The organism is Paraburkholderia azotifigens, from assembly GCF_007995085.1.
GTDB lineage: Bacteria > Pseudomonadota > Gammaproteobacteria > Burkholderiales > Burkholderiaceae > Paraburkholderia > Paraburkholderia azotifigens.
The window spans coordinates 108,000-132,175 of record NZ_VOQS01000005.1 but is presented as its reverse complement, the minus strand read 5'-3'; the positions used below and the strand labels follow the sequence as shown (position 1 = coordinate 132,175).

21 protein-coding genes and 1 pseudogene are annotated in these 24,176 nt (G+C 56.7%); 8 read left to right on the top strand and 14 right to left on the bottom strand.

Annotation, left to right across the window (positions count from 1 at the left end):
- Window positions 1-302: 302 nt before the first annotated feature.
- Genes FRZ40_RS32315 through FRZ40_RS32295 form a run of 5 tightly spaced genes read right to left on the bottom strand, consistent with a single transcriptional unit; the run spans window position 303 to window position 7,286 of the window.
- Window positions 303-1,040, bottom strand: coding sequence for a class I SAM-dependent DNA methyltransferase (locus FRZ40_RS32315; protein ID WP_147236925.1), 738 nt, complete (start codon window positions 1,038-1,040; stop codon window positions 303-305).
- 1 nt (window position 1,041) lies between these two features.
- Window positions 1,042-5,247, bottom strand: coding sequence for a hypothetical protein (locus FRZ40_RS32310; RefSeq protein WP_147236924.1), 4,206 nt, complete (start codon window positions 5,245-5,247; stop codon window positions 1,042-1,044).
- A complete protein-coding gene (locus tag FRZ40_RS32305) occupies window positions 5,244-6,107 on the bottom strand; it encodes a TauD/TfdA family dioxygenase (protein ID WP_147236923.1) in 864 nt (287 codons plus the stop codon). The genes FRZ40_RS32310 and FRZ40_RS32305 overlap by 4 nt, the downstream gene beginning before the upstream one ends.
- Window positions 6,104-6,832, bottom strand: a complete 729-nt coding sequence (locus FRZ40_RS32300) for a class I SAM-dependent methyltransferase (RefSeq protein ID WP_147236922.1) — start codon at window positions 6,830-6,832, stop codon at window positions 6,104-6,106. Before FRZ40_RS32300 ends, FRZ40_RS32305 begins: the two co-directional genes overlap by 4 nt.
- The gene (locus tag FRZ40_RS32295) at window positions 6,804-7,286 is read right to left on the bottom strand and encodes a glycine-rich domain-containing protein (RefSeq protein ID WP_147236921.1); all 483 of its coding nucleotides are present in this window, start codon (window positions 7,284-7,286) and stop codon (window positions 6,804-6,806) included. Before FRZ40_RS32295 ends, FRZ40_RS32300 begins: the two co-directional genes overlap by 29 nt.
- A gap of 1,796 nt (window positions 7,287-9,082) precedes the next feature.
- Here FRZ40_RS32295 and FRZ40_RS32285 point away from each other — a divergent pair.
- Window positions 9,083-9,415, top strand: coding sequence for a hypothetical protein (locus FRZ40_RS32285; protein ID WP_147236920.1), 333 nt, complete (start codon window positions 9,083-9,085; stop codon window positions 9,413-9,415).
- Window position 9,416: 1 nt separating this feature from the next.
- Here FRZ40_RS32285 and FRZ40_RS44195 read toward each other — a convergent pair whose 3' ends face one another.
- The 3 genes from FRZ40_RS44195 to FRZ40_RS32265 all read right to left on the bottom strand — a co-directional run bounded on the left by FRZ40_RS44195 (window position 9,417) and on the right by FRZ40_RS32265 (window position 11,643).
- Window positions 9,417-9,950 carry a hypothetical protein gene (locus FRZ40_RS44195; RefSeq protein WP_158647058.1) on the bottom strand — a complete coding sequence of 178 codons (534 nt, stop codon included), beginning with the start codon at window positions 9,948-9,950 and terminating at the stop codon, window positions 9,417-9,419.
- 258 nt (window positions 9,951-10,208) lie between these two features.
- Window positions 10,209-10,523, bottom strand: a complete 315-nt coding sequence (locus tag FRZ40_RS46315; RefSeq protein ID WP_147236919.1) for a helix-turn-helix domain-containing protein — start codon at window positions 10,521-10,523, stop codon at window positions 10,209-10,211.
- A gap of 841 nt (window positions 10,524-11,364) precedes the next feature.
- A complete protein-coding gene (locus tag FRZ40_RS32265; RefSeq protein ID WP_147236917.1) occupies window positions 11,365-11,643 on the bottom strand; it encodes an HU family DNA-binding protein in 279 nt (92 codons plus the stop codon).
- A gap of 195 nt (window positions 11,644-11,838) precedes the next feature.
- Between FRZ40_RS32265 and FRZ40_RS32260 the strand changes: the two are divergent.
- Both FRZ40_RS32260 and FRZ40_RS32255 read left to right on the top strand, forming a co-directional pair.
- Window positions 11,839-12,432 (top strand): annotated as a pseudogene (locus FRZ40_RS32260) (IS607 family transposase).
- Complete coding sequence (locus FRZ40_RS32255) at window positions 12,432-12,614, top strand: hypothetical protein (protein WP_240057407.1); 183 nt, start codon at window positions 12,432-12,434, stop codon at window positions 12,612-12,614. The pseudogene FRZ40_RS32260 and the gene FRZ40_RS32255 overlap by 1 nt, the downstream one beginning before the upstream one ends.
- A 405-nt stretch (window positions 12,615-13,019) precedes the next feature.
- On the opposite strand, the gene FRZ40_RS32250 is transcribed toward FRZ40_RS32255, so the two are convergent.
- Complete coding sequence (locus FRZ40_RS32250; RefSeq protein WP_147236916.1) at window positions 13,020-13,955, bottom strand: DNA adenine methylase; 936 nt, start codon at window positions 13,953-13,955, stop codon at window positions 13,020-13,022.
- Between the two features lie 271 nt (window positions 13,956-14,226).
- Between FRZ40_RS32250 and FRZ40_RS32245 the strand changes: the two genes are divergently transcribed.
- Window positions 14,227-14,781, top strand: coding sequence for a hypothetical protein (locus FRZ40_RS32245; RefSeq protein WP_147236915.1), 555 nt, complete (start codon window positions 14,227-14,229; stop codon window positions 14,779-14,781).
- A gap of 561 nt (window positions 14,782-15,342) precedes the next feature.
- Here the strand turns inward: FRZ40_RS32245 and FRZ40_RS32240 are convergent.
- The 4 genes from FRZ40_RS32240 to FRZ40_RS44760 all read right to left on the bottom strand — a co-directional run bounded on the left by FRZ40_RS32240 (window position 15,343) and on the right by FRZ40_RS44760 (window position 17,473).
- Window positions 15,343-15,705, bottom strand: coding sequence for a hypothetical protein (locus FRZ40_RS32240; RefSeq protein ID WP_147236914.1), 363 nt, complete (start codon window positions 15,703-15,705; stop codon window positions 15,343-15,345).
- 133 nt (window positions 15,706-15,838) lie between these two features.
- Window positions 15,839-16,426 carry a hypothetical protein gene (locus FRZ40_RS32235; protein ID WP_147236913.1) on the bottom strand — a complete coding sequence of 196 codons (588 nt, stop codon included), beginning with the start codon at window positions 16,424-16,426 and terminating at the stop codon, window positions 15,839-15,841.
- Window positions 16,427-16,766: 340 nt separating this feature from the next.
- Window positions 16,767-17,087, bottom strand: coding sequence for a helix-turn-helix domain-containing protein (locus FRZ40_RS46310; RefSeq protein ID WP_147236912.1), 321 nt, complete (start codon window positions 17,085-17,087; stop codon window positions 16,767-16,769).
- Between the two features lie 20 nt (window positions 17,088-17,107).
- Complete coding sequence (locus FRZ40_RS44760; RefSeq protein WP_193567049.1) at window positions 17,108-17,473, bottom strand: hypothetical protein; 366 nt, start codon at window positions 17,471-17,473, stop codon at window positions 17,108-17,110.
- Window positions 17,474-18,102: 629 nt separating this feature from the next.
- On the opposite strand from FRZ40_RS44760, the gene FRZ40_RS32220 reads away from it, so the two are divergent.
- From FRZ40_RS32220 to FRZ40_RS32205, 4 genes are all read left to right on the top strand, one after another.
- Window positions 18,103-19,287, top strand: a complete 1,185-nt coding sequence (locus FRZ40_RS32220; RefSeq protein WP_147236911.1) for a hypothetical protein — start codon at window positions 18,103-18,105, stop codon at window positions 19,285-19,287.
- 75 nt (window positions 19,288-19,362) lie between these two features.
- Window positions 19,363-20,322 carry a hypothetical protein gene (locus FRZ40_RS32215; RefSeq protein WP_147236910.1) on the top strand — a complete coding sequence of 320 codons (960 nt, stop codon included), beginning with the start codon at window positions 19,363-19,365 and terminating at the stop codon, window positions 20,320-20,322.
- A 12-nt stretch (window positions 20,323-20,334) separates the two neighbouring features.
- Window positions 20,335-20,895, top strand: a complete 561-nt coding sequence (locus tag FRZ40_RS32210) for a hypothetical protein (protein ID WP_147236909.1) — start codon at window positions 20,335-20,337, stop codon at window positions 20,893-20,895.
- 62 nt (window positions 20,896-20,957) lie between these two features.
- Window positions 20,958-21,737: a hypothetical protein gene (locus FRZ40_RS32205; protein WP_147236908.1), complete on the top strand. Its 780-nt coding sequence runs from the start codon at window positions 20,958-20,960 to the stop codon at window positions 21,735-21,737.
- 693 nt (window positions 21,738-22,430) lie between these two features.
- Here the strand turns inward: FRZ40_RS32205 and FRZ40_RS32200 are convergent.
- Window positions 22,431-23,381, bottom strand: coding sequence for a DUF2971 domain-containing protein (locus FRZ40_RS32200; protein ID WP_147236907.1), 951 nt, complete (start codon window positions 23,379-23,381; stop codon window positions 22,431-22,433).
- Between the last annotated feature and the right edge of the window lie 795 nt (window positions 23,382-24,176).

Genomic DNA, 24,176 nt, shown 5'->3' with positions numbered 1-24,176 from the left:
CCATGCCGACGATCACGATGAACATGAGCTTTCGCGCAACTCGGTTGGTCCCGAACTAGTCTTTCGGGAAATCGCAGTTATTCCGTTCCCACCTTCCTTCTGGTCGAGGGTCTCCGATACTTCGCAGGCGTTTTTCTAGTGCTTCCCGTTCTTTGCGAAGTACTTCTGTCATGGAGCAACGGCTACGCCGGGTGGTACGAGGTTTGAGGCGGCGCCACACAGTAGCCAGGAGCACATGAGTTCGCCAAAGCACTCCTTGGGCTTCATTGTTTTTCTCATCCATGGTGATGGTATCAAATAGTTTAGGGACGTCGGAGTCCGGTAACGAAAACGTTTCCACTGCTTGCAAACGGATCGCGCTTCCAAGAATCCCAGATTTGGACGTCGTCATACCGTGAAACATGCAACATGTCCGCAATTTCTATAGCATTGGCGACGTTCAATTCGTGTGTCTCGCTAAATGCTTCCCCAAGGCTATGACATACAAATCCATAGTCCGCCAGCATTACATCGGACCGCCCAGGTGCTGTTCGAAAGCGAAAGCGAAGAACTACATCGTCCGGCAGTCCTGCCGGCCCCATCTCTCTATCCTCAAGCCACTCATTGCTGAGGTTGTCCGCATGGGCAACCTGTAACAGTAGGCGCCCTCCTGGGCGTAGTGAGCGATACATCCTCTCCACCACGTCTTGCAGCTCGTTGCGATCCGCACAGTAGTGCACGCACCAGGAGAGCGATACCACGAGGTCATAGCAGTCTCGTTGATCAAGCTCCTGCATTCGTTGAACCCAGACGGCGTCTTTCTTAATCCGCCCCCGGGCAACCTCAACCATATCGGCGGATGCATCGAAGCCTGAAGCCTGGATTCCGGCCGCTATCGCCTTTGAAATAAGGACGCCTGTCCCGCATCCGACATCCAGTAGCCGCGCATCCGGTCCGTACTCGGCTGCCAATGATATGACCAGTTCGTGATCGCGGAAGTAGTGATCTGGTGGCGTATGCCAATCGTAGCGACGCGCAAAGGTATCAAAAAGGTTGTACATATCAGAAGCAATATGCGGCCATACCGGTGAAAGCCTTGGCTACGGCCGACAGGGCGGCTTCGCGCTGCTTCGACTCGACTGCCTCATTAAGCCGCAGGTCTGAAGGCTTGAACGAACTTAGACAATGCAAGATTCGCCCATGCTCCATCGCGTGACGGGTGTTCACAGGTTTGATAGCTTTGAGCGCCGAGACCAGCTCGCGGATAGTGCCGTCCTCCATCCACGCTTGCCAGGACCGCCCCGCTAGCATTAGAAGCCTCGCCTTCGCCGACAGTCCAGTGCCGTTACACATCGGGCAAGTTCGCTCTCCGCCGCCGGAAGCACTTGCCATGAGTCGGGAATCGAGTTGATCTGCCAGACCATCCCATCGGAGCCAGTGATTGACCTCGCTTCCGTCCGCACCCTTGCCATGTTTAATAAATGTTCCAAGACCGGGGCGTACCCAATAACCCCAAAGCACGACGGCCTTCTCTTCGGGAGTCAATTGGCCCCACGACACGTCTCGCCATATCCCTTCGTCAGCCATACGGCGAAAGAAAGGAATCAGTTCACTCCGGCGGAAACCTTTGAGTTGCTTAGCAATGACAGGAGCCAGAAAATCGTCGGCAAAAATGGACGATTTGGTGTTGCAGACGATGCGCTTTTCGTCAACATCACGAACAGACCGGCCCCCACGGCACATCGGACAACGGCCGAGCGAACTGGAACGCACGAAACTATCGACTCGGTGTCGCCGTGGGCCTGCGATGCCCAGCGAGAGATCAACGAGGCGGTCCGTCGCGCTAGCGATGGATTGCCCGGAATCATCAAGCAAATCCACAAAACCGCTGCCGAGTGCCCATGCGTCGCGAAGAGCGAGAACACGCCCATCAGGACTCGCCTCGGTTGGCCTCAGCCGACGGCCCGAAACCCGCAGTAGCAACGCGCTTTTCTGACCCAACGTGAAGTCGTCGAGTCCCATTGCGATCGCGTCACTCCTCGACTGCTTGATAACCGCAGCGGGAATGGTCGTTCCCCAAACGGACACCGCATCCAGAAGCGGGTTGACATAAAGACTTGCCGCCGGATGGCGCTCCCACGCATCGAGCAAACGCCTGAGCGCCAGTTCTACGGGTGGCATTGCCTCGATAGCAAACTGGACGACTGCCCTGTCAAGATCGCCGAGTTCAAGCGGTCGTACGTCTCGCGCACTTCTATGGAAAATCGCACCGGGTTGTAGGGCTTTACCTTCGTCCGGAGGACTGACGTCATCACCCATGATTTGTCGGATCTCCTGACGAGCTGCCAGCGCCTCCTCCAGACTGCCCGGCCTTTCCGGTTCCGACTTCACTGCCGTCTTCTTCCCTTTTTTGGTCACGCGCGCGGGACTCTTCAGAGCCCGACCAGTCGGCGTTTTAGCTCCGCGAATCTCGCTCGGCAACCCCTCGGCGATAACCTTGCCTCCGTCAGGACCGCCGGCCGGACCAAACTCGACCAGATAGTCGCATTGGGACAAAAGATAGGGGTCGTGCTCGACTGCAACGACAGTGTTCTTACCGTCGCTCACGATGTGCCGCAAGGCACGGTAAAGGTGTTCGACGTCCTGCGGATGCAAACCTGCCCCCGGCTCGTCGAGTACGAACAGCGCCCCCGAACACCCTTCTACGGCAATGGCTCGCGAAAGTCTCAGTCGCTGAAATTCGCCACCGCTCAGTGTATTGAGGCTGCGGCCCAACGACAGATGCCCAATCCCCAACTCGAGCAGCGAATCGATCAGTTTATCGGCGACCCATGGAAACGGGGCACCACGGAGCGAGGACAGCGGGAGATCGAGCCACTCCGCGATGTTTAGCCCTCCGACTCTTACCGACAACGCATCGTGCCCGAAGCGACGACCGCCGCACACCGTACATGCCTCCCCATCCGAGCTTGTGCCAAGGCCCATGCACGCCTGGCATCTGCCTCGGCCTGCGTTCGTTCCAAAATCAGTTGCCTGCAACTTCAGTGTATGCGCTGCATCCGTCGATGCGAGCTCACGTCGTAGCGCGTCTGCGAATCCGAGATAAGTGGCGACCAGGCTCCTCGGTTGCGACGACGGCGAACCTTGATCAAGGGCATACAGCGCCGAAATGTTGTCTGCCCCTTTGCAGCTCTTCCACTTTCCGCGAACCACCCGGAAGTCTTCGATTTCAACCCTGCCCGACGGCAACGCTTCAATCAGTGCGGGAACGAGCGCACCTCGCACAAAACTCGATTTACCTGAGCCCGAAACGCCGGCAATGCATGTGAGAGTCCCTAAAGGAATTCGCACCGTTTGACTCTGCACTGTGTTGACACTGGCTCCTGCAATTTCCAGGAACTGCGGTTTGCGCTTGTAGGCGCCGGAGAGATCACGTCCTGGTACCGGAAAGGTCCAGTTACTCAACGAGTGAGCGATCACTTGTCCACCTTCAGGTCCCCCGCCCGGTCCGAGCTGAATTACCTGATCGGCATTCTGAACAAGACGCGCGCGATGCTCACTCATCAATACCGTGTGAGATTTGGCGACGTCGGAGATGGCTATCGCAAGATTGTCGAGATCCGCTTCATGAAGGCCTCGGCCAGGTTCGTCCAACACCAGGAGAAGGCCGGAGAGGCGACTGTTCAATACACCCGCCAGCCGGATTCGCCGTGCTTCGCCGTCGCTAACTTCGAGCAAGCTGCGACCGCCCGATAGATGACCCAGCCCGACGTTAGAGAAGGAACGCGCGATGTGGGCTACATTTTGAATCAGGCTTTCTATCTCCCGCGCGGCTGAGGCAGATGAAGCTTCTTTCACCGCAACCGCTTTCCATGCATCAGCGAAATCAGCGAGTTGGGAAAAAGATACGCTGAGGACCTCGTCAATCGAGCGTCCACCGACCCGCAGCGCCCGAGTCTCAGCGCACCAACGGGTACCCTCACACATTGGGCAACGACCCGTCGACACGAAGCGCTTCAGTGCGTCTGCAGACGCCGACTGTCGACCAATCCTCTCGAGAATTGCAGCTCGAAATCCCGAAAACGGATGAGGAGCGCTCGTCTTCCTCTTCGTTTTCGGATCAAGGTCGATTACCGGGTCCGCGCTACCCTCGAGGATCAGTCGTCTGGCTGATAGCGGAAGGCGATTCCACGGAACGTCCGGGTCGAAACCGTCCCGTCCGCGCAGCCCTTCGATCGTGGAATGCTGAATATTTACATATCGGTAGTTCTTGTCGGTCCACAGTGCCAGCGAGCCGCTGCGCATTGACCGTTCGGGATGTGCGACAAGCAACTCCTCCTGCACATCCGCGCTGACACCGAGACCTTCGCAACTCGGGCATGCCCCGCTGTCTTCGTGCGTCGGCGCATTAAACGAAAACAAGTGTGGGTCTGCTTTCCGAAACACCCGTCGTGACGACGGATGCACCCGATGTTTACGTAATTCTAATCCGTGAGTATAGGATCGGCTTAACGCCGGTTCGTCGGAAGCCGGCAACTCGATGAATACACCATCCGCGCTGATCTCCCATGCCTTGCGCAAAATGTCGAGCAACTGTCGACGGCTCTTTTCGCTGAGACTTACTTCGCCAACTTTGGCTTCGATGGTATGGCGGACATCGCAGCGCAACCCTTTAAATCTCGCCGTTGAATAGGTCGTGCCCGTCTCGGCCTTCTTCCCTTTATCGGTTTCGCTGTAGATAACGACATCACCAAGTCCCGCACTGGCGAGGTTACGTACCTCATCAAGGCCGTCTGTGCGAATCTGGTAGGCCGGCACCACCCAGACGATAGCCTTGCCGCTCATGTATCGAATAAGCCACTCGGCGACAATCTCCGCAGTGGCCACAGGCGCCGGCTCACCAACATCAGCGGCAAACGGAGCGCTGAACCGCGAGAATAGTCGCCTTAAAACTCGCATCAGTGCAGTCGATGTTGCAACCGTATTACGCGTCGAAGCCAGGAACGCCCGTTGAGCGACAACAACGGTCGGTGGCGTGGCCCCGACAAATGCTGGCACGTCCTCGCTCGCGCCAGGAGCGGGGATATCGAGGAATCGACGGGTTCGCGCGCTCCCGACCGCCGCAATGGTTTTGTCGACCAGGGAACTCTTGCCTGATCCCGACACACCCACCACAGCCGTGATGGAGTTCTCCGGTAGGTGAACGTCTACATCCCGAAGATTGTTAGTAGTCGCACCCACGACTTCGATTGCTCGGGCCAGTTTCATGCCGGCTCTTCGTACGCGTGGAAAACACTCACTCGACGGGATTCGAATACGCTAGGAAATTCTCGGAATCGCACTGTGCAGGCGCCGCGCTGGTGCAAAGCACGACGGTTACTGACGAGCAGCATTTCACCTGGCTCAAGATTGATCGGTTCCGAAACCTCGATGGCCGCCTGATGTATCGCTGCCAGGTGCTGCTCCAGCGTCGGAGGATTCTTACCAAAATGCCGTTGCGCCGCCAGCAGGCTCTCAGGATGGAACCGAATAAGCCCCTCGCCCACCATTGACCCTTCCCATCCTTTTGGAGAGATCTCATTCACCATGGTGACGCGCTCCTGTAGCAGGAAATCTGCAACCGTCGAGTCGCGTTGCCGGAGGCGCTCAATCAGATCACAAACCCGTGCCACGCGTAGCTGGCCATAATCTGGCGCCCCAGGGTCAGCCTCCAGACACTGCATCGCTGTCGCGGCCGGCGGGTGCTCGGCAGTGTTAAGGTCCGTGTGAAAGAACCCAGATGCGAGCGTATGAGAGAGGGCCTTTGTCCAAGGCGACATGCGGAAATGTTTGACGATCTTTCCGCCGCGATATCTTTTGAGGTTAGCGAAACAAAGGCTTGCCAGGACCAGCCCGGTCGTCCCATCGGAACACGAAGGCAGATTTCTCACAACCACATGGTCGTGAACACCCCAAGTGGCCACTATCCTTGCCCGCAGTCGTTGCAGAATCTGTGAGTCACTACCCGGAAGCGCTTGAGTATCCTGGAGCGCATGTTCGATTGCTTCGAGTCCATCAAACCTGTACCGGACGGCGAGTATCGAATCAATCTCGCCGGGCGCAAGTGCGACTTGTGGAACGGACGTCATTTTTGGGCCAACCTGAAAAGAAGCTTATGCCGGAACTGATGATCCAGGAGCGCACCGACTGACGGAAAGGCAAACACGTTGTCGGCGGGATCATATGTTGCCCACCCGGTCTCGCGCAGCGGCCGCACGGCCGGATTCAGCCCAAATTCTCCGGCGAACCCCATAAGTTCAAGCGGCCTATGCGTATAAACCTGCCTGCCTTCACGCTCAAATGCGTCACGCCACATCGACCAGACAGGATTCTCCGCGTGGCAACCAGCAACGACATACGCGCGCCCGCCAGATGCAAGCACGCGCGCTATGTTCCCGACGAGCCCACGCAGGTCCTCGATGGTGAAGAGCACTTCATGGCACACAACCAGATCAAGCGACCGATCGGGAACCAGCTTCCACTGTTCGGGTGACAAAATTTGAACAGTTTTGGCGCATGAGGCTAGTCGCAACTGCGCGCGCGCCCGCGCTGCCGGTATCGGCTCGATACCGAACAGTGCGTCACCGCCCCAGAGTTCGGCGATACGAGCGAGCAATCCACCTCTGTGGCAACCGATGTCCAGCACACGCTTCGGGACGCGCCCGAACCTGTCCCGGCGGATGTTGTCCAGCATCGCCTCCCAGAACACGCTGTTCCGGGACTCGAGGAGATCGTCATCGTTCGGATCGACGAAAAACGAAGATTCGCCGACCATTGCTGTTTGATCAGGGGCAGCGCTGAGGGCGGCAAGCACGTGCGTGTGCGTCGCCTGCCGTGGGGTCTATACCGAAGTGACGGATAAACAGGTCGACGGTACCTGCAAACGCCTGATCGAGATCGGCCTTGTCTTCCGGGCCACGCATTCCGAAATACGGATAGTGATGTAGCATCTCGCCGAAGAGTTGCTCACAGTCGGCGGCATACTTTCGGGTATCTAGAATGTGCGCATGCCAGAACTCGTCAACCGGCCCGTTGGGGCAAAGCTTGAGTTCTGGATAACGAATATTCAATGCAAGGAATTTCCGGTACAGGTCTTCGACCTCGGCGCAGGTTTCAATCGACCAGCCATGCTCTTCGACAAGCTTTCGGCATTGCATTGCGAAGTCAATCTTTGACACACGGAGAACCGCTTCTTCGAGTGCTCCATCCCGGTGAACGAGGCGCTGAGCCTCATCAAACGTAACTAGTTGCTCTGCTTGTGCAGCCATGCTGGTCTCTCTCTTCTTGATTGATTCTGTGCTAATCGCTCGCCGAGAAAGTGTATACGACGAGTGAATCTTTTTGGACCGAAATTTGCTCTTTTCCCCAAAATGTTTTTAACCCTGAACGGCTCAGAACCCGGGAGAGTCTTGTCCTATCGTGTCACTTCCGCGAAGTAAATGTCTTCGGGCGTCGCATTCGTTACCGTGTAACGAATGCGTTGTCAACAAACCTGTGCCACCGATCTCGCGAAAAACTCAGCTCAACGGTCTTGCTTTAGCCGTACGCCGTTGATATCTATGACGTGCCCTGACGAGACCTTCGTTATGTCAGAACACCTGAAAGCATACGTTTGTTGTTGTCCGCCTTAGCCGCCGTACCGCCCCGCAGGCAACGGAGTTTATGGCTTTTCGATTGACGGCTGGTTCGGAAGCAACGGCGGTGAGCCGAGTGATCCCTTGAACTGTCCAATCCGCTCCCCGTACGCTCGGCGAAGACAGGTTAAATCACTATCACACATTTGCCGCGCAATGACCCAACCGGCCTCAGAACTTGAAAGTGCCACCGGATCCGAAATAGTCTTCATCGCAGATTGATACAGTTCCCCAAGCTCCACATCCATAGCTGCAAGGCCAGGGTCTCCACAGATGGCTACCTCATCCTCATGAGTCGCTTTTGTACAATCGAAGCTTGTGGTGTACGTGGGCCTTGTCGTACCAGATACGGCTGCCGCCGTACTTGCAGCTTCGTCGGGTTGTACCAAAGGCGTGTTTGCGACGGCGGCATCGGAAGTTGCTTCAGCGGGCACCGGTGCCTGCGCGTTTGCGACCGTGCTGGCATCGGACGCAGTCTGTTGTGCAATCGCATCGCTCGTGTCTACCGGGGCTGCCGCCACGGGTTGCGCAGACGAAGTCGTTGAAGACGAACCACTCCCCGACTTTGAGGCGGCCCAACCTATAGCAATCACAATTGCGATCGCCACCAACATTACTGGCGCGCATCCGGAAGATGAGCGCTCCGGCGGCCGCACGACATCCACGTCGCGCCCACCGCATTGGGGGCATCGGAGCGAAACGGACTTACCTCGCGGAAACCAGGTGTATGAACAGTTGTTACATTCGTTTTGCGGGCGCAGACTCATGATGCGATAGCTGGTCTCTCAGGTCTTTGTATTAGTGATGCGAGAACGATACGTTGCTCGTCCCAACCGCTGATGATAACGCTGAAGTGCTAAAGCTCGCCGTCGCCGGGCTCCGGGCTTCCTGCGAGGAGGGACCCTCCGAATCGATGTATGTGGAGCTGGCGGTATCAAGGCCTTGTTTCGACGTTGCACCTGCTCTCGTGTCGATAATTTGCGGCGTTGACGCTTGATCTAGAAAAGTCGTCGGCGAACTTGCCAATTGCGCATCCGAACGTTCGCCGCCCGATTGCACCTGACTCGCGGATGGAATGGTCACGGGAGCAGCATCATGATTTCCTTGGTGGCCCCGTAGCGTCATCATGAGCAACAGCGTACCCAACGTACCGACGATACCTAGGCCTGCAACGCGAGTCTTGCTGCTCCCACATTTCGGGCATCGACTGGAGACGTCACTACCGCGTGGGTACCATGTTTTTCCGCAACTCGCGCATTCGTTCAGCGGCCTCTTCGTGTTCCGTCCCGTCACAGCCACCCCATCCTCAAAGATTCTTTTCAGTCTCCCTGCTGTTTACGGAGAGAACGAGCGCATCTTTAGTTGTTCATGGCGCTAACGCCTGCCTCTCGCAGGGCTGTCAGCGCACAACACATCGAATGTCGTATCTCATGGAGCAGATAGTTCGCCTCAAGCGCCCACGGCAAACGTTTAGCAAACGATTGTTAGAAGCAGAACCGCGCCAAAAGGATTACGCGCACCTCGCTCTTTATTCGTCATTTCGAGAATTATTGTCGCGCGCGCATGTGAATTGCACGCCGCCACCCAAAGAATCCGTCGAAATATGCGCAGGTTGTCCCCAGCTATTGCAATACGAATTCATTGCGCGGAGTAATCTCGCTGATTACGACCTGGCACAGCTCTCGGTTGGCATCCTGAATCCGCATATCGGACGCCGCGCGTTTCTTCTTGAACTGTTGGTACTTGCCGAGGCCTATCCTTGAGCTATCGAACGGCATCTCTCTGGCGAAGGCGCAACGCGCCGCATCGGACCGCCTGACGAACTTGGCGACGGAACTGCGGCAGTTTCAACCTGACGAAGCCGCATCGCTCCACAGTCAGGTCGCTGCCTGCGATGGTGCAACGGCTGTCGAGGTAATTACCGCGCTTGCCGAGACGTGCCAATCGTTCCTCGATCGAGAACCGCAACGGAAAGCGGCGCAGTCGAGGCGCGACGTCATCCTTCAAGGCCTCGCCCGGCTTGGATATGAAGTGCACGAAGGTGTGAGCACCGTGTGGGCAAATGACGGACGCGTCGTGGTCCGCAAACCGTCGTTGCCCGGGTACGGCGTAGAGGTTGGTGGTCAAGCCGAGTCGAGCCGGCTCCAAGTGCGTGCTGTCGCGCTCACGAACGAGCGTGAGACGAGCCAGGATAAGGACGTCGAGACCATCTGGTGCGGAGAATTTTCCCGGCTCCAGCAACTGGTCGCGGAGCACGGCGACAACCTTCTCATCGAATGAGCGATGGCGGCTGGTCAAGTCCCTCTCAAAGTAGTACGCCACGATCTGGAGCAGCCTTTGACGACGGCATTTGACAGGCGGACTTTGAAGTAGGTGACCGGCGAAGAATCTCCTTGTGCGAGCCCCGGGAGCTGGCTACTGTGCACAGAGGCCTAGCATCGCCGAACGCATCAGGGCGAATTCAATAGTTGCAAACTAAGATAATTTACGATCAATAGCGTTTAACGCCATCAGAGACGGCGTCGCCTTTGAACCTGCTTCCGGCGATCCGCGGCCTCACAGCTTTTTTGCTCGCTTAATTACCGCCCGCGCAGTCTTGGATCGCGTTCTCTCGTGTGACTTGGCCGTGGACTCACTGACTTGTGATCCTGCGTGCAACGTCTCCGCTTTTTCAATCATTGAAGACAGCGGTTGGTCCAACGCAGCGCTGATTGATAAAAGTGTGTCAAACGACACATTCACCTCTCCCAGCTCGAGCAGGGATAGATACTGGGGTGTGATGTCACAGAGGGAAGCCAGCTTAGCCTGCGTGTAACCCAAGGCAAGACGCGCCTCACGGATTACCCTCCCAATGGGTGGGCGGTGGACCATCGATGATTGACGGATGGAAAGCCCAGAGTGTCGGGTAATAGCGAAGGATTTTCAACAATATATATATTGAAAACAATTTCGGCTAATTGATAACTCCGCTGGCGCATACGATGGCTCCCCCGGATTGACCTGTTTTGACCCACTCACCCCCAATTCAGGACTTATCGTGTCCTATCATGACAAATGGCGATCCCGTACCGCTTCCTTTGAATTCTCTTGGGTCCCAGGCCGCTTCTCGGAATTCGGCATATCTACAAGATTTCGGATAACATCGTCACGCCAACGGCCGTTTGGCAACCGAAAGTAATTTAAATCTGAGAGAGCATGGAGAAAATCGTGGCGAACAATAGTCTTTTCATCAATGAGAAGGGAACTGGGATATTTACAGTGGAGTCGGCGCATAGCGGCGCCCCATTGCATACAACGAGGACCCAGGCAGCGGCGATAGCCTGGGCGAAATCAAACCACCCAGACAAGCCCCTTCATGTCGCCCGAGTGCGGCACCTTAACGACAAGAACAAGCCAGACCATTGGCGTCGCGTCTAAGTTAGCGTAAAAGAGCTTTTGGCAGCGCCGACGTCGCCAGCCGGCGCTCCAGCATGCAGATGAGGAGCGACGACGACGAAGGAATTATTCGCAAAAGAATTAAATTCTGATTCCGCCGCTAGCAGGCCACCATGTGATCGTCGAGATGCGCTGTTACGCCTCGATTTTTACCTTCGGTGTCGCGGCAAAGACCAGGCGCATACCGAGCACATTTCTGACGGCTATTGAGATCGCCAAATCAAATCGATGGTTCGCGACCAGCGTCGTAATCATTCGACGATATCAGCAATCCTTGTCATGCGCCGTTTACGAGATCCTTGAACGATTTGCCAGCGGTGAACTTAACAGTCTTCGCAGCCGGAATCGTGATGGTCTCCCCTGTCGACGGGTTGCGACCTGCACGCTCTGCCCGAGCTCCTGTCGAAAAAGACCCAAAGCCAATCAGCTGAACCGTATCCCCTCGCGCTAACGTCGTCGTAACGACGTCAAGGATGGCGTCGATCGCTTCGCCTACACTGGACTTGGTGTCGCCGGTGGCGGCAGCAACTGCATCGACGAGTTCCTGCTTATTCATGCGAGACTCTCCATTTGAATAGCATGCCCTTAACAAGGGGCGATGCGCACACCCTATCGCACCTGTACCGGTCAATGCAACCCTCGATGGCTTTCTCGTGTAACAGGTTTGCAGCAGTAACCGTTGAGTCCGCACAAACCTGATCACTGCGTTTTAAAAACGGGTTCTACACCGGTATATTTTCGGCGATATCGGATGCGACTCTTATCAATTGGCAAGGCGGTGGCTAAACTGGGTGTTGCCGTTGCAACGCTGCGGCGCTGGCATCGGCAGGGCTATTGGTGCCTTCCTGCCGGACTATCGGTGGACATCGCCGCTACCAGCATGCCGCAGTGCGCGCGCCCATTGGTATGGGGCCTGTTGTGACAGGCAAGACGATCTGCTACGCCCGGGTTTCATCGCACGATCAGGGGGTAGCCAAAGACACAGGCCTCGCGGCTGCAGAAGCACTGTGTCGAGGCTGGCTTCGCAGATATCGAAGTCATTTCCGACCTGGGCAGTGGTCTGAATTACCGTAAGAAGGGGCTGCAGCGATTGCTGCAGGAAATCCTTCGGGGACGCGTCGCCCGTCTCGTGCTGGTCACGAAAGACCGCCTGCTGCGCTTTGGCAGTGAGCTGCTATTTCGCGTTTGCGAATTCTTTCGCGTCGAAATCATTGTCCTTGATGCCGTCCCAGACGCCAGCCGCGAACAGCAGCTCACAGAGAATCTGGTCGAAATCCTGACCGTCTTTTCCTCACGGCTGTACGGTGCGCGTAGCCGCAAGAACCTGCGTGCGTTGGCAGCTTGATGCAGTCGACGACCCAGACCCGCCTGAACCTGCCATCGCACGATGCGCGCACACTCGATGTGATGGCGGCGCTTTACGGCACGATGAAGCGCAAGCTGTACGCGCGGATTGCGGCCCAAGGCGGCAAGGCGAAGTCGCACAAGACGGCGTTCTGCCGGGAGCACGGCATCTCCGCCCGTTAGCCATCGACCTGCAGGGGCTGCTCGATGGCACGCGCGAGCTGCTGAAGACGGAACGCAAGGATCTGCTCAGGGCAATACGTAACCAGCAGCGCCAGATCGACACGTGTTGCCGCCTGGCGCGGCGTTCATGCAGCGTACAGAGGTGTGGTGCGCGAGCGATGGCTCGCCGGCCGGGGGGCAAGCCATCCCGGAGTGCGAAAGGTACCCATCGTGGTGGCGTCCGAGCCGCTCCCTTTAGCAGGGGCGACCGTTTGCCCTGCGAAAGCAGACTGCGTGAGCAGATTTGCGCACTTTAGTACAAACGGTCGAGTCGAACTTGCGCCATCCCATCGGCAGGATCCAAAGTGGAACAAATCTCTGTCTTGTTATCATTGGTTGGCGTGTATATGCGATGTTTAAGCTCGCTTATCCTACAACAACGGATTCCTCGAAGAGATTAGATTGCAATCCAGTGAAGGAGGACGGGATCGGCCTTTCATCCTGCTCGTGGCGCGGAGAAAAGAACGCCACTAGTTCAGTTGCAGTAGCTCGTCGAGTAGCGTCGGCGCTTATCGAACGCCGAGCCTCGAACTGAAACAACTGGGCGCCTTCGTACAGTGACCTTGCCGCTTCGCAATCGTGATTCGATATCAACACCGGCACCCCTTGAGCCGCCAGCGTCCGCGCCATCGAGGCAAGCTCCCGATGCCTGTCAAAGCCGAACCCAGAGGCACCATATCCGGTAAAACTCCTCCCCGCCGAATCCCTGTCCAGATAAGGCGGGTCGCAGTACACCACGTCGCCGGGTACGGCCTGCCGCATAACGGTTATGAAATCAGCGGCGACGAACGTTGCACGCGCCGCTTTCTCACGAAATGCCACCAAACGCTCGACAGGCAGACGCGGAACGCGGGCTGGCTTGCCGTAAGGCACGTTGTACTCGCCGGACTGGTTATACCGGCACAATCCGTTGAAACCGAAGCGGTTCAAATACAGAAATTGCGCGGAACGCTCGAGCGGGTCTTGCGACCGATTGAACGCGCTGCGCACCTCCAAATAGCGTTCCTTGCTTCGGTAGTCTTCAATGAAGTATGACGATGTCAACGCGAGTAGATCATCGAATCGATGGACTACCGACCGGTATAGGTCGATAAGGTGTTGATTGGCGTCCCCAAGCAGATACCGGTCGTAACTTGAGGCGAGGAACACTGACGCGCCGCCGACGAACGGTTCAATGAGCCGGCGGCCGACTGGAAGTCTTCCGACAATCTCGTTAATTATGCGGGCCTTGCCTCCCGTCCATTTCAAGGGCGGCTTAGGGACCGGGATGGGCGCTTTCGGGCTTTCTGGATGTTTGTGCATCCAGCTTATAGCCTCGCCGTTTTAGCCCCTCCCTCCCACTCGTACAGCCATCTGTCTTGCGCGAAATCCCGGCAATCATCGTCCAGCCACATCCGGCTGAGCACGGATGCGCGCGAACTAAATAATTAGCCTAATTTATTGATTTCTTTGTATTTTTCGTGGTCGCGTGTATCCTTTTGCTGCTCAACGAATTGTCGGTTCATGAGACAACAATCGAGCGCCACACAAGACGTCGCACTCTCTATCGCCCTTCGTCACGATGACCTCGAGAATGCATATCCCATCGACCGACGTCGGGACCCTGCTCGACAATCTCGACGTTGATTTGCTCGCCGCCATTCAGGCTCATATGGAGGAGCGAGGCAGTTCATCGAGCGCGTATGTGGTTCCGATGACAAGCATATTCATTGTGCGCGAGCGGACGGAAGAACGCTGCGCCTTCATTGCTGTACCTCAAACTTCACGCAACGACGTCGACATCGGATTCAAGCGCATTTTCAGCGAAGTGCGCGTCACTCCAGATCGTAAGCAGCGGGCTTGCCTGATGCTGGCAGACGGTGCGGTGGCGCTGGCGGAAGCAGCCGTTGTGGGCGTTGATCCACTGCAATACAAACGTCTGGCAATCATCTGGATGTTTGCAGACGAAATTGCAATCTCGGAATACTCATACTCCAATGCCACGAGTGAAGCACTGCTGCGAGCGTCACGCGTAGCCGATGCACACGCCCGCTCAGAACAGCGGGGTACGGGACTTCGTTCGACGGGAAAGCAGACAATCGTCGAAGTCTTCGATATCTTTGATGTGGATGGACGCATCCCGAGCTAGCCCTCGCGCGTGCGCAAGCCGAATGGCGTCCTTCGCCCAGTTCAGGTCGACGCCTGTTCCCCGGTCGCGGTCGTGCGCACAGGCTCGTACTGAATCCTCCTCCCCGTGAACGGGGAGGGTTCATGGTGGGTGCACCGGGGCACAACGCATTGGTCCCTGAAGAACCGCGTTGCTCAGACCGGCAGCAGCACTGGCTGCTGTTGCACCTCAACAAGCCTTCAGGCTAACCGCTCTGACAGCCCGCGAAGTCGGACTGTAGGCTGGCACTGCCAGCTGTTTGCGATTTAATGACACACCAGCCTGCCCGCTGCAGGTAGGATTCAAGCGCAGCCCAGGCTTTTTCAAGCACTGGCGGCTGGTGTGTGTTCCCTTCGGAGTTTCTCGCCAGAAACGCGCTGTAGAGGTCGCGCTGCACACGCCCCCTACCATCACCGAACACGTGCTGCCGCTGGCTCAGCGACTTCTTTTTAAACGTGTCAGTTGAATGGTCGTACTGGCTGGTCTTCAACTGGCGCACATCAATGATCTGACGCTGCCCACCGGCTCGTTCGGCCTTGCGGGTCAGCTCGACGCGCGGACGCTGACACTGCGTCCGTAGCGTTTTTGCAAGGCTTTGAGCGAGACGCCATCATCGCGCCATACCCGGGCCTTGCTGAGCAGGAAGTTGGTGTCGCGCCCGTGCGCCTGCCTGCGCACGTCCGCCTCATAACGATGCATCTCCGCCAGTTGTCGCTCGGCCCGCAGCTGTCGAAGTGAGCGCACCCAGTTACGGCAGCCCTTTTTCGCGCGGCCGTCCGGGTGATAGTTGCCGGGATTGTTGGCGCGGCGTTGCCGGTCGATGTGCCGCTGCAGGCGGCGGATCTCGTCATGCGGACGATCGACCTCGGGTGCAAAACGCTGCAGACCTGCCTCATCGCCCGTCACCCACGCGTGGACCGATGTCGATGCCGCCGACTGAACCCTCGGGCGCGAGCCGGTGCAGCACACGGGCCTTGATCGGCGTCTTCCCGTCCTGAACGAGCTGAACGAAGAAGCGCAGCCTGCCGTGGAGAATCTTTCACACGACCCGGCAGTATTTGGTCTTGAACTGGAGCGCAGCGGCAAGCCATTCATCCTTGCGCAGATCCGGCATCCTGACCTTGATGGTCCAGCCGCTTTCGACCTGGAGCGACGAGGTCTTCGCAATCCAGCGCAGCATGCCCTTGTTGTTCTTTCCCTCGAGGCTATGCAATGGCCGCCGCGCCCCCTTGAACCGTGGACGGCCGCGTTTGCCGAACAGGTACTGTTCAAGTGCCTTGAAGACCCGCGTGGCAATGGTCTGGGTTTCGTGCGAACCAATGCGATCAGCAAAGCCTGCCGCATTCTTGTGCGCGACCGCGAGCGAGTGAAAGGCAAACTCCGTGAAGCCGTGGGCTTCCCGTACTTCCTTGAAGGCGTCGTTGCGCGCCGCGCCTTTGGGAAGCTTGAGCGCGGCGGCCCAGCGCCCGTCGGCCCGGACTGCTTCGACAATCCGCAGGCCGTCCTGCAGCATCACATTGAACATCCGCCTGGCGCATTCCAGGCGCGCGCGAAGTCGGGACACGTCGTCTGGCGACGTGACCAACGGCAATGTAACGATGAAGGTGGTGCGCTCCTTGCGCGGCATTGTTGCTTGCGGCCGGGCGCAAACGCCAGACCGGTGGAGCCGTAATGCAGCGTGTAGCGACTTTTTTTATTCATGCGCGAAAGCACTCACGTAACCTCGTGAGGCGAAGCCACAGGCAGGGATGTATCCGCGAGATCAGTCTGCTTTTGAGGGAGAAATGCAGTGTGCGGCGCACGACGGATCAACGCGCGCCGGTGCAGAAACCGGGCTGTCCAGCACGCTTAGTTTTCAGGCGTTTCGCTAACTCCGCCCTGAAGGACGGAGCTTGCGCGAACGACCTTTGGGTCATACGCGTCCCGCCAATACATTTTGTCGCAGACGGAGGCAACGCGTTTAACTTTCACTTCCGATGAAGCGATAGTTCTCGCATCTCCCCGTCGTAGAGCCCCATACGCTCAGACGCCCGGATCATCCTCTCGAGACCATCCGCCTGTGCCTTAACGATCTGCTCCTTATACGCCAAGACTTCAGCGCGGGAGATTCGTCGACGACCTCTACGCGTCGTATGAACCTCAAGAAATTTCCCCTCATCAATCAAAGCAGTGAGATACGTCCTCGACACGTGCAGCAGTCGCGACGCCTCTGCAACAGTTAATTCATCACTTCTCCTCCGCTTTGAAGTGACTGACTTCCTCGTCCTATCGCGTTTCGCGGATTTCATTGTGTTTTCCGAACGCGAAGTTATCCACCACCGATGTCGGCGTCATCTTCAACCGAACTTGGCAACGTGAATCCGCGCCTCCAGTCCGGAACCAGCGTCGGAGTGATGTCGGTCCAGGATCCGATGTCCCAAGCCTTCGTTGCGAGCTCCCAAACATATTCCGCGTCGCGGTTGTGGCCTGCGCGACCGACGAGTTGGTAACGACTACCGGTAGACGTAACTCCCGTGCCCGTCATCGGATCGAATTGCATGATCGGAGTGCTGACACGGCCTTCTGCATTGACGACGTCGTAGCCGACGAAATGTCGAACCCCGGAATCAGTCTCGCGAATGCTCCAAAGCTTCAAAACTACATCGAGGCCACCGGGTACTCTCCAAACAGTCATGGAAAGACTCCTGGCAGGTTCGTAACGTTCATTCTTCGAGTGCCTTATCTGGATCACAGCGTTCCCGCTGCTTCGTGCGCTCCACGAGCGATAGCGGTTCTCGCCAATCCGGAACCACTGTGGTTGTCACATCCTGCCAGTCTTCGACTCCTCGCAATTGCGCGACCGTGTTCCAGACATATTCACCATCAGAATCGACGCCAGCGCTGCCCTCAAGACGATATGTCCTACCGCTCTCCGTAACGCCTGTCCGCGTCCGGGCATCGAAGCTAGTGATTGCTGTGCTAATTCGCCCGCGCCGCCGAAGGACGTTGTAACCAACGAAATGTCTGGCTCCGGAGTCCGTCTCCCTGATAGACCAGTGCTTCAGAGTTACCTCGGGCATGTCCTCGACTGGCTCGCTGCTCCAGATTGACATACATGCCTCCCTCTGTGATGGCAACAATCGTTCACATCTACTTGGCTCTTGCGCGTTTCACATTCAACATATACATTGAGTACTTGAACAAGCGTACACGCGAATCGGACGGATAGCAAGAGGCGTCCCAAAATCGGTAGTTGGAACGTTCGGCCGGCTCGCCTCCAGGAACCCCGTACGATCGATGTGCAGGAAAGATAAAGGCGCGGCGATGTGGTTGCTACTCGGATTCAGTGGACCGGAGGGAGACCATGGACCATCCATCGCAGGCGGCCACGGACGCAAGGATGGCTGGCAGTCGTGCGCTGAAGCCATCGATGCACGATCAGCTCCAGACCAGTCGCTGGGTGAGAGTTCGACGAACACCATACCCGAAGCGCAGCCCGCGAAGCTCGGCTGTCTCGATTACTCGGTATCAAATTCCCCTATGTCTCAGCATGAGCATAACGCGATGAGGATCGCGATCCCCCTCCTCCACGAGTTCTATGACAGCCCGAGTTTTTCCTTTTATGGGCCATTGGACGCTACTGTCGCCGAGCGGTGGGTCCGTGAGGACTATGGTCACGTCATGGACTACGTTGAAGCAGCCGGTGCGTTGGAAGGCTTTCGTCGACTCCTGGATACCTACTGCCGAAAGCTTTCTGCGGCTGGTGCTCTTGCCAATGAATTCATTGCCGGCAGGACTGACGAGGAGGACATCGAGACGGATACGGACCTGTTCTTCCCAGGTGTTCGCGACCAGATCGCGAAAAGGAAACTTGAGCGCTCAGATGAGCTACCCGTGTTGGTAGCAATGCTTGCTGACCGTCTGGCGTGCCGGGCTTCCTATCTGCAGCATCAGAACAGCCTGACGCCGCCCCATTCTCGGCATCGTCCCATGCGATGGCCCCCATGTGACGTCGAGCGAGCGAAAGCGGGACCATCGGATGTCGCATACCTCTTAAGAACCAGGGATGCCCCCTCGCTGCTTACCAGATATACGCGTGAGCCCTACATGCTTGTGGTAAATGCCCGCCCGGGCACCACGTTACGGTCATTAACGCGCAGTACGTTCCATGGCTACCACGACATTGAGATTGAGCTGGGGCGATATCAGCGTTACCTGACCTTCTCCAAGGGCATGCTCGCAATCGCGGCATTGCCGAACGAGCAGACGCTGTTGCTTTTTCGGCGATTCCTGCCGGTCATTTACCTCCTTCAGGACGAGATCCGCGTCGTCGAGTACGAGTGGAACCCTGTTGCATATGGGCGTTTGGTCCTGGAAAAAGCGAGAGTATTCGATAGCTCGTGGGACGACTGCGTCGGTTCGACGGAGGTCTCGTCAGATCGAAGCATCACTCGCCCAAGGCGCATGCTCATCTCCGAAATTCGACGGATGCCAATGCGTCAGCCGTAGACCTATGACTTTCTCAAAATGGACCCACAGGAAGAACTTCTTATGTCTGGCACCTCATTCGAAGGACAGATATCTATGACAGATGCCACATCCGACTCGTCCCAATCCGACATTGGAACAACGCTTGAGCCGCATTGCACTGTTGACAGCCTGAAACGCCACGCGAAACAGCTTCGTTCGAAATTCAGTCCTGACAAGACGATGAAGCTGAGTCACGCTCAGACCGCTGTCGTGCGATGCATCGGTCGCGCGGCAAACAACGTCTTTTCCGGTCGAGAGCCGTCAAAGCCCACATTCCCCGCCCACGTCAAGCGCAGCGAGCAACGGGACTATCAGCGGTATCGTGAGATCGCGACGCTCACAGAGATGTTCCCGGATCTGCAACTCGCAGCAATCATCGAGTTCGTGTCATCGTGGAATCTCGTCCACTGGCGCGAAGTCGACCCCAGCCAGTCCGCTCACGGTGAATGGTCTCGGCCCGACGAAGCGTCGCCTTTTGTAGGTCGGTTTCACGGGGCAGCTCTGGGGACAACGGCAAGTTGCGTCCTGCCTGAAGACATCGACGCGGAAGGAGCACAACTAGCGAGCATCGTGACTCCGACGCCAATCGACAGATTCATGCCGCCAACAGTCGACTTCACGTGCGAGAAAGCGAGCGCATTGGCGAAGATCGCAGGCACAAGCTCGCCCTCCTTCGCATACTACGTCACTGCACGCGTGTTTGGTTACGGTAGCTGGGCGGACTTCGAGCAGACTTTCCGACTGGGAGCACGCAGCCAGTTCGACGAAGAACTGAGTCCAAGCGCTTTGACGCGACGAAGGAAGTGGCAAGCCGAAGCACTCGCCGCTTTATTTTCGACCGATCGGTTGGCCGCTATCGAGTTGCATTCTTTCTGGCGACCGACGTCATCCTTAATGAACTACGCGAGCAACGTTTCGCGGAATCCAGCCGGAACCAAGGCGCAATTGTCTGAAACGAAGAATGCAACCAGGATCAGCGGGAAGCTGTCGGCAAAGCCACGAACAACAGCATAGTCACAGGCCATCATGAAGCTCAGCGAATTTCACATCGGCCTCGAATTCCTTGACCCGTGCGGGCTCCGCTGCAGGTGCACGGACATTGGCAAAAGAACAGTCATCGCGATTTACCTCGATCGTGACCACCCGGTCTGGTATCAGGGACCTCCGTACATTGTCCGGGAGATGGTCTTCGATGAGACATACATAGAAAATTCCTATCCCGACCAGCTAGCGCTTTTGGAGGGACGACTCGCGCAGGCTCGCAACTCTGCCCATCCCGGATTTAGTGCTTCCAATTTCGTTCGAATCGTTGACGAGAGCGAGCGGGATGGCGACATCTATCCGAATCGCGAGGTACTGCGATTCGACCGCGTGGGCAGTGACGGGGAGATACTCCACCCCTACTCGGCCAGGCGCACAGACGACGATACATGGACAGTCCGGATTTTTCTCCTGTTCCCGCAGAGCTACGCCGAGATGCCCGAGCGTGAGTTCATCCGCCTTCCAATTGCAACCGAAGACGATATGAGACGTCGAGCAGATGCGCTCCGCGCTTGCCGCGACACGGCAAGCCCGAATCATCCATAGGTCCTTCCATTTACAAGCTGACCTCGTTCCCGCGATCCTGTAACTTCCGGAGCAGAAAGCAAATGACGTTATGGGCTGACTTCAAACGACAATCGACCGCAGGTAGGCGCGAAATGGTCGCGCGCGGCACCCTTGTCAAACGGGACGATTTCTGTCTGGAGCTGGGCGTCAGTACCCAGCGTCTCAAAGAAATGCTCCGCGACGGAGACGTCTTCGAGCTTGAGGTCGATGGGGTACGCTACATCCCTGCTCTGCTGGCGGATAAATCTATAAACCTGCGACGGCTGCATTCGGTCTGCCGCATCCTGGTCCCGGCGCCTCCCGCGTCGCGCCTGAACTACCTGGTGTCAAAGCACGGAAACCTCGGTGGAATATCGCCAATCGACAGTCTGTCCGGAAATAAGTATCGATGGCTTAGAAAAATGGCGTGGGCATGGGCCTCCGACTATTCGATGACCACCGTACAGATTTTTTCTGGCGATATCGCGGAGGTTGCAAGTCTGCGGCCAATCTACACTGCCGCACTGAAGATAGATCCGCGTGCGAACCTGTGGAAGCGTATGGTCAAGTGCATCACACAAGGCGGATACATTGAGCCATCTGGTCCTTACCCATACCTCGAATGCGCAACCGCGTTCGTTACAAGGAGCGCCGGGGGACGATCTAAACCTGTATTTGAGGTGCGCGTTGGCCTGAGGATCAACGATGGAACCATTCAAGCGACCATCAATTCGCCGAATCGGCATCAGGCAGAACTTCGCATACCTGTAGCCGGCTCCAAAAGCATAGTTAATGTAGTACATCGAATTGCGGCATACGAATACCGAGAGACAGCGCGATGACACGGTACGCTTTGACAGACAAATTCTCGTTGACAATCCATCGTAGCCGGCGCCGCGCTCATACCGGCCTACAGCCATAGTCGTCGAGCCTTTAGATCAGACATGATAATGGCCGTAGAACCTTCCGAGCGTGTGCAGAAGCAAAGATTCGACGTGAAATCGGCGTGACTCAAGACGACGGATTCGTAACTGTTACTTTAGCCGCACCAGTGTTGTTCGTATCTCGCCACGACATCGGCAAGCTCATCGAATCGGCGCTGCTTCCCGGTCGCCACGACGTCAGTCCCTTCAGGCTACTTCGAAGATCCGTATGTGCTGGCGAACTGCACGAGGAAGTAGGAATAGGCGAAGGTGTTCTTCGAAACTGATGGTCACCAAATCGCTAACGCGAGTCCGATTGTCTCTGAAGAGTGCTGCACGACGCCGCCCCTAAGAAATCTTCGAGCAAAATCGACTCCTGTGACAGGAAGCCGTCTCATGGCTGATCGAGTGGAGGACCTGGCACACCAGAGCCTGCTGGTTCAAACGAGCAAGTATCGATGTCTGCTGCCTAGGGAAAGCCACTGGAAGACTGTTGGCGTAAGCGAGGTGAGCCTGTGACAACCGGCACGGATTCAACGGGGCTAGCCCAAGTGGCAAGCACTCTGCCGGAGCGCCTGCCGTCGGGCTTCAATCGTGCCCCGCCCCCGGGAATCAGCCTCGGAAAGGCACATCGGACCTTTTCACCAGCACGTTCTTATATCCCTTGTCCGTAAGAAAGACTTCGATGCTGCGGATTAGAGCATCCCGGTTTGCAGCCGGCCCGACCCGAACTTCCTCTATCGGCAAGCGAAACGACTCGCTCTCTGATGCTAGGTTATCTTGATTCCAGCCACCAGTTGAGACATAAGGAACGATCCCGTACTTTCCGGCCCTATGTTTAAGTTCGTGAAATTCCTTGATGTGATCGGTGGCTACAATAAGCCGGACTTCCTGCTCGGAAGCAAATGCTTTGTGCTTGAAATTGATGAAATTCATCGATAACCACGTCGTCATCTGGGAGACCCAATCATCTTCGCGGATGGTGTTTCCATGCTTGACGTCAAGCTCATACTCGAATGCATACTTGCGTATCTCAGCGAGTAGGATTCTGGCTTTCGCGTGGTCGTCGTAGACGACCTTCCGCGTGACCAATACTGGAGGAAGGTTAAACGGACTGCGCCCACCTGAGGAATTGCCAAACACTATCGATATTCCGGCTCCATTTTGACCATATGCCCTCCATTGATCGAGGCTGTCAGGCACCTTCGAAAACGAGCATACGTAGTAGGGATCTTCCTTGTGCTGTTCAAGACTCGCGGCGACATTGCCGAGTACGTCGCGAAAATTTTTATAGCGCTTCTTCTCGGCCATCCTCCGTAGCAGGCTGATCGTCAAGATTCGTCCATCCTCGAATTCCTGCGCATCATTCAAAAACCGATGGTCCGAGAGCCAGAATCCGGCCGAATCAACTATGCCGACGAAACCGTTAAGGTCGGTGTAATGGCAGAGAGTCAGTCCGCTGTAGAAGGCGAGGTCGATGTCAAATCTACGTGCTCGATAGGCGTAGTCGAACTGGGCTCGAAGAAATCCGAACTTGTTTTCGTGAGGAGATTGATGTTTCATGCCTTGACGAGATAGTTAGTCGTCGCTTGATCCGCAAGTGACGTAGAAAAACATCGAAAAATAGCTTGTCGATGAAGCTCACTGAGAGAGTCACCGGTACTGCCTATGAACGCTGCGGGCAGTATGATGCGCGAAGGCGGCTACCTTATCAACCGCCCGAGCTTTCCCCTTCAACATCTTCCCCAATCGATTGAATGCAATCGTTTAGGAATTCGACGATTATCATCTGTCGGAGTTGCGATCCTGGAGGACAGTCCTCCGGATTCAGCTTGTTTCTCGCTCGGCGAATAGCTCGAGTTGCACCTTCAATCGCTTCAGCTACAGCCCACAGCGCTTCGCTGCGTTGAGAGCTTTTCAGATTTTCGCTTTTCATCGTTCGTTTTGCCCTGCGCTTTCCCCAAGCTCGCATGCACCACGCTGCCTCGGGATTTTCATCGAAATTCGTGTCCCGGGGACACTAACCGCAATGCCTCACCTCTGCTGATGGAACGACATTTTCAAGCCGTTTATTCTAAGGTGCGAAAATCTGTGCACGCGGTTTTGCTTTCGCAGGGCAAACGGTCGCACCTGCTGAGGGGCGCGGCGCGGGCGCCATCACCATGGGTGCCGTTCGCACTCCGGGATGGCTTGCCGCCCCGGCTGGCGAGCCACTGCTCGCGCACCACACTTCTATACGCTGCATGGACACCGCGCCAGGCAGCCCCACGTGAGCCCCCGGCCATCTGAATCGACGCGCTGGACGTTTTTCAAACCTGGCCAAGCCACCGGCCGCATCGCAGATAAAAACGGGGGCTA

What these genes read in the sequence shown, in the direction of transcription:
- FRZ40_RS32220 (WP_147236911.1), top strand. Translation starts at nt 18,103, where the DNA reads ATGTGGTTGCTACTCGGATTCAGTGGACCGGAGGGAGACCATGGACCA.
- FRZ40_RS32200 (WP_147236907.1), bottom strand. Translation starts at nt 23,381, where the DNA reads ATGAAACATCAATCTCCTCACGAAAACAAGTTCGGATTTCTTCGAGCC.
- FRZ40_RS32310 (WP_147236924.1), bottom strand. Translation starts at nt 5,247, where the DNA reads ATGAAACTGGCCCGAGCAATCGAAGTCGTGGGTGCGACTACTAACAAT.
- FRZ40_RS44760 (WP_193567049.1), bottom strand. Translation starts at nt 17,473, where the DNA reads ATGACTGTTTGGAGAGTACCCGGTGGCCTCGATGTAGTTTTGAAGCTT.
- FRZ40_RS32235 (WP_147236913.1), bottom strand. Translation starts at nt 16,426, where the DNA reads ATGCCGCGCAAGGAGCGCACCACCTTCATCGTTACATTGCCGTTGGTC.
- FRZ40_RS32255 (WP_240057407.1), top strand. Translation starts at nt 12,432, where the DNA reads ATGCAGTCGACGACCCAGACCCGCCTGAACCTGCCATCGCACGATGCG.
- FRZ40_RS32315 (WP_147236925.1), bottom strand. Translation starts at nt 1,040, where the DNA reads ATGTACAACCTTTTTGATACCTTTGCGCGTCGCTACGATTGGCATACG.
- FRZ40_RS46315 (WP_147236919.1), bottom strand. Translation starts at nt 10,523, where the DNA reads ATGGTCCACCGCCCACCCATTGGGAGGGTAATCCGTGAGGCGCGTCTT.
- FRZ40_RS32285 (WP_147236920.1), top strand. Translation starts at nt 9,083, where the DNA reads ATGGAGCAGATAGTTCGCCTCAAGCGCCCACGGCAAACGTTTAGCAAA.
- FRZ40_RS32250 (WP_147236916.1), bottom strand. Translation starts at nt 13,955, where the DNA reads ATGCACAAACATCCAGAAAGCCCGAAAGCGCCCATCCCGGTCCCTAAG.
- FRZ40_RS32305 (WP_147236923.1), bottom strand. Translation starts at nt 6,107, where the DNA reads ATGACGTCCGTTCCACAAGTCGCACTTGCGCCCGGCGAGATTGATTCG.
- FRZ40_RS46310 (WP_147236912.1), bottom strand. Translation starts at nt 17,087, where the DNA reads ATGAAATCCGCGAAACGCGATAGGACGAGGAAGTCAGTCACTTCAAAG.
- FRZ40_RS32245 (WP_147236915.1), top strand. Translation starts at nt 14,227, where the DNA reads ATGCATATCCCATCGACCGACGTCGGGACCCTGCTCGACAATCTCGAC.
- FRZ40_RS32265 (WP_147236917.1), bottom strand. Translation starts at nt 11,643, where the DNA reads ATGAATAAGCAGGAACTCGTCGATGCAGTTGCTGCCGCCACCGGCGAC.
- FRZ40_RS32215 (WP_147236910.1), top strand. Translation starts at nt 19,363, where the DNA reads ATGACAGATGCCACATCCGACTCGTCCCAATCCGACATTGGAACAACG.
- FRZ40_RS32205 (WP_147236908.1), top strand. Translation starts at nt 20,958, where the DNA reads ATGACGTTATGGGCTGACTTCAAACGACAATCGACCGCAGGTAGGCGC.
- FRZ40_RS32210 (WP_147236909.1), top strand. Translation starts at nt 20,335, where the DNA reads ATGAAGCTCAGCGAATTTCACATCGGCCTCGAATTCCTTGACCCGTGC.
- FRZ40_RS32295 (WP_147236921.1), bottom strand. Translation starts at nt 7,286, where the DNA reads ATGGCTGCACAAGCAGAGCAACTAGTTACGTTTGATGAGGCTCAGCGC.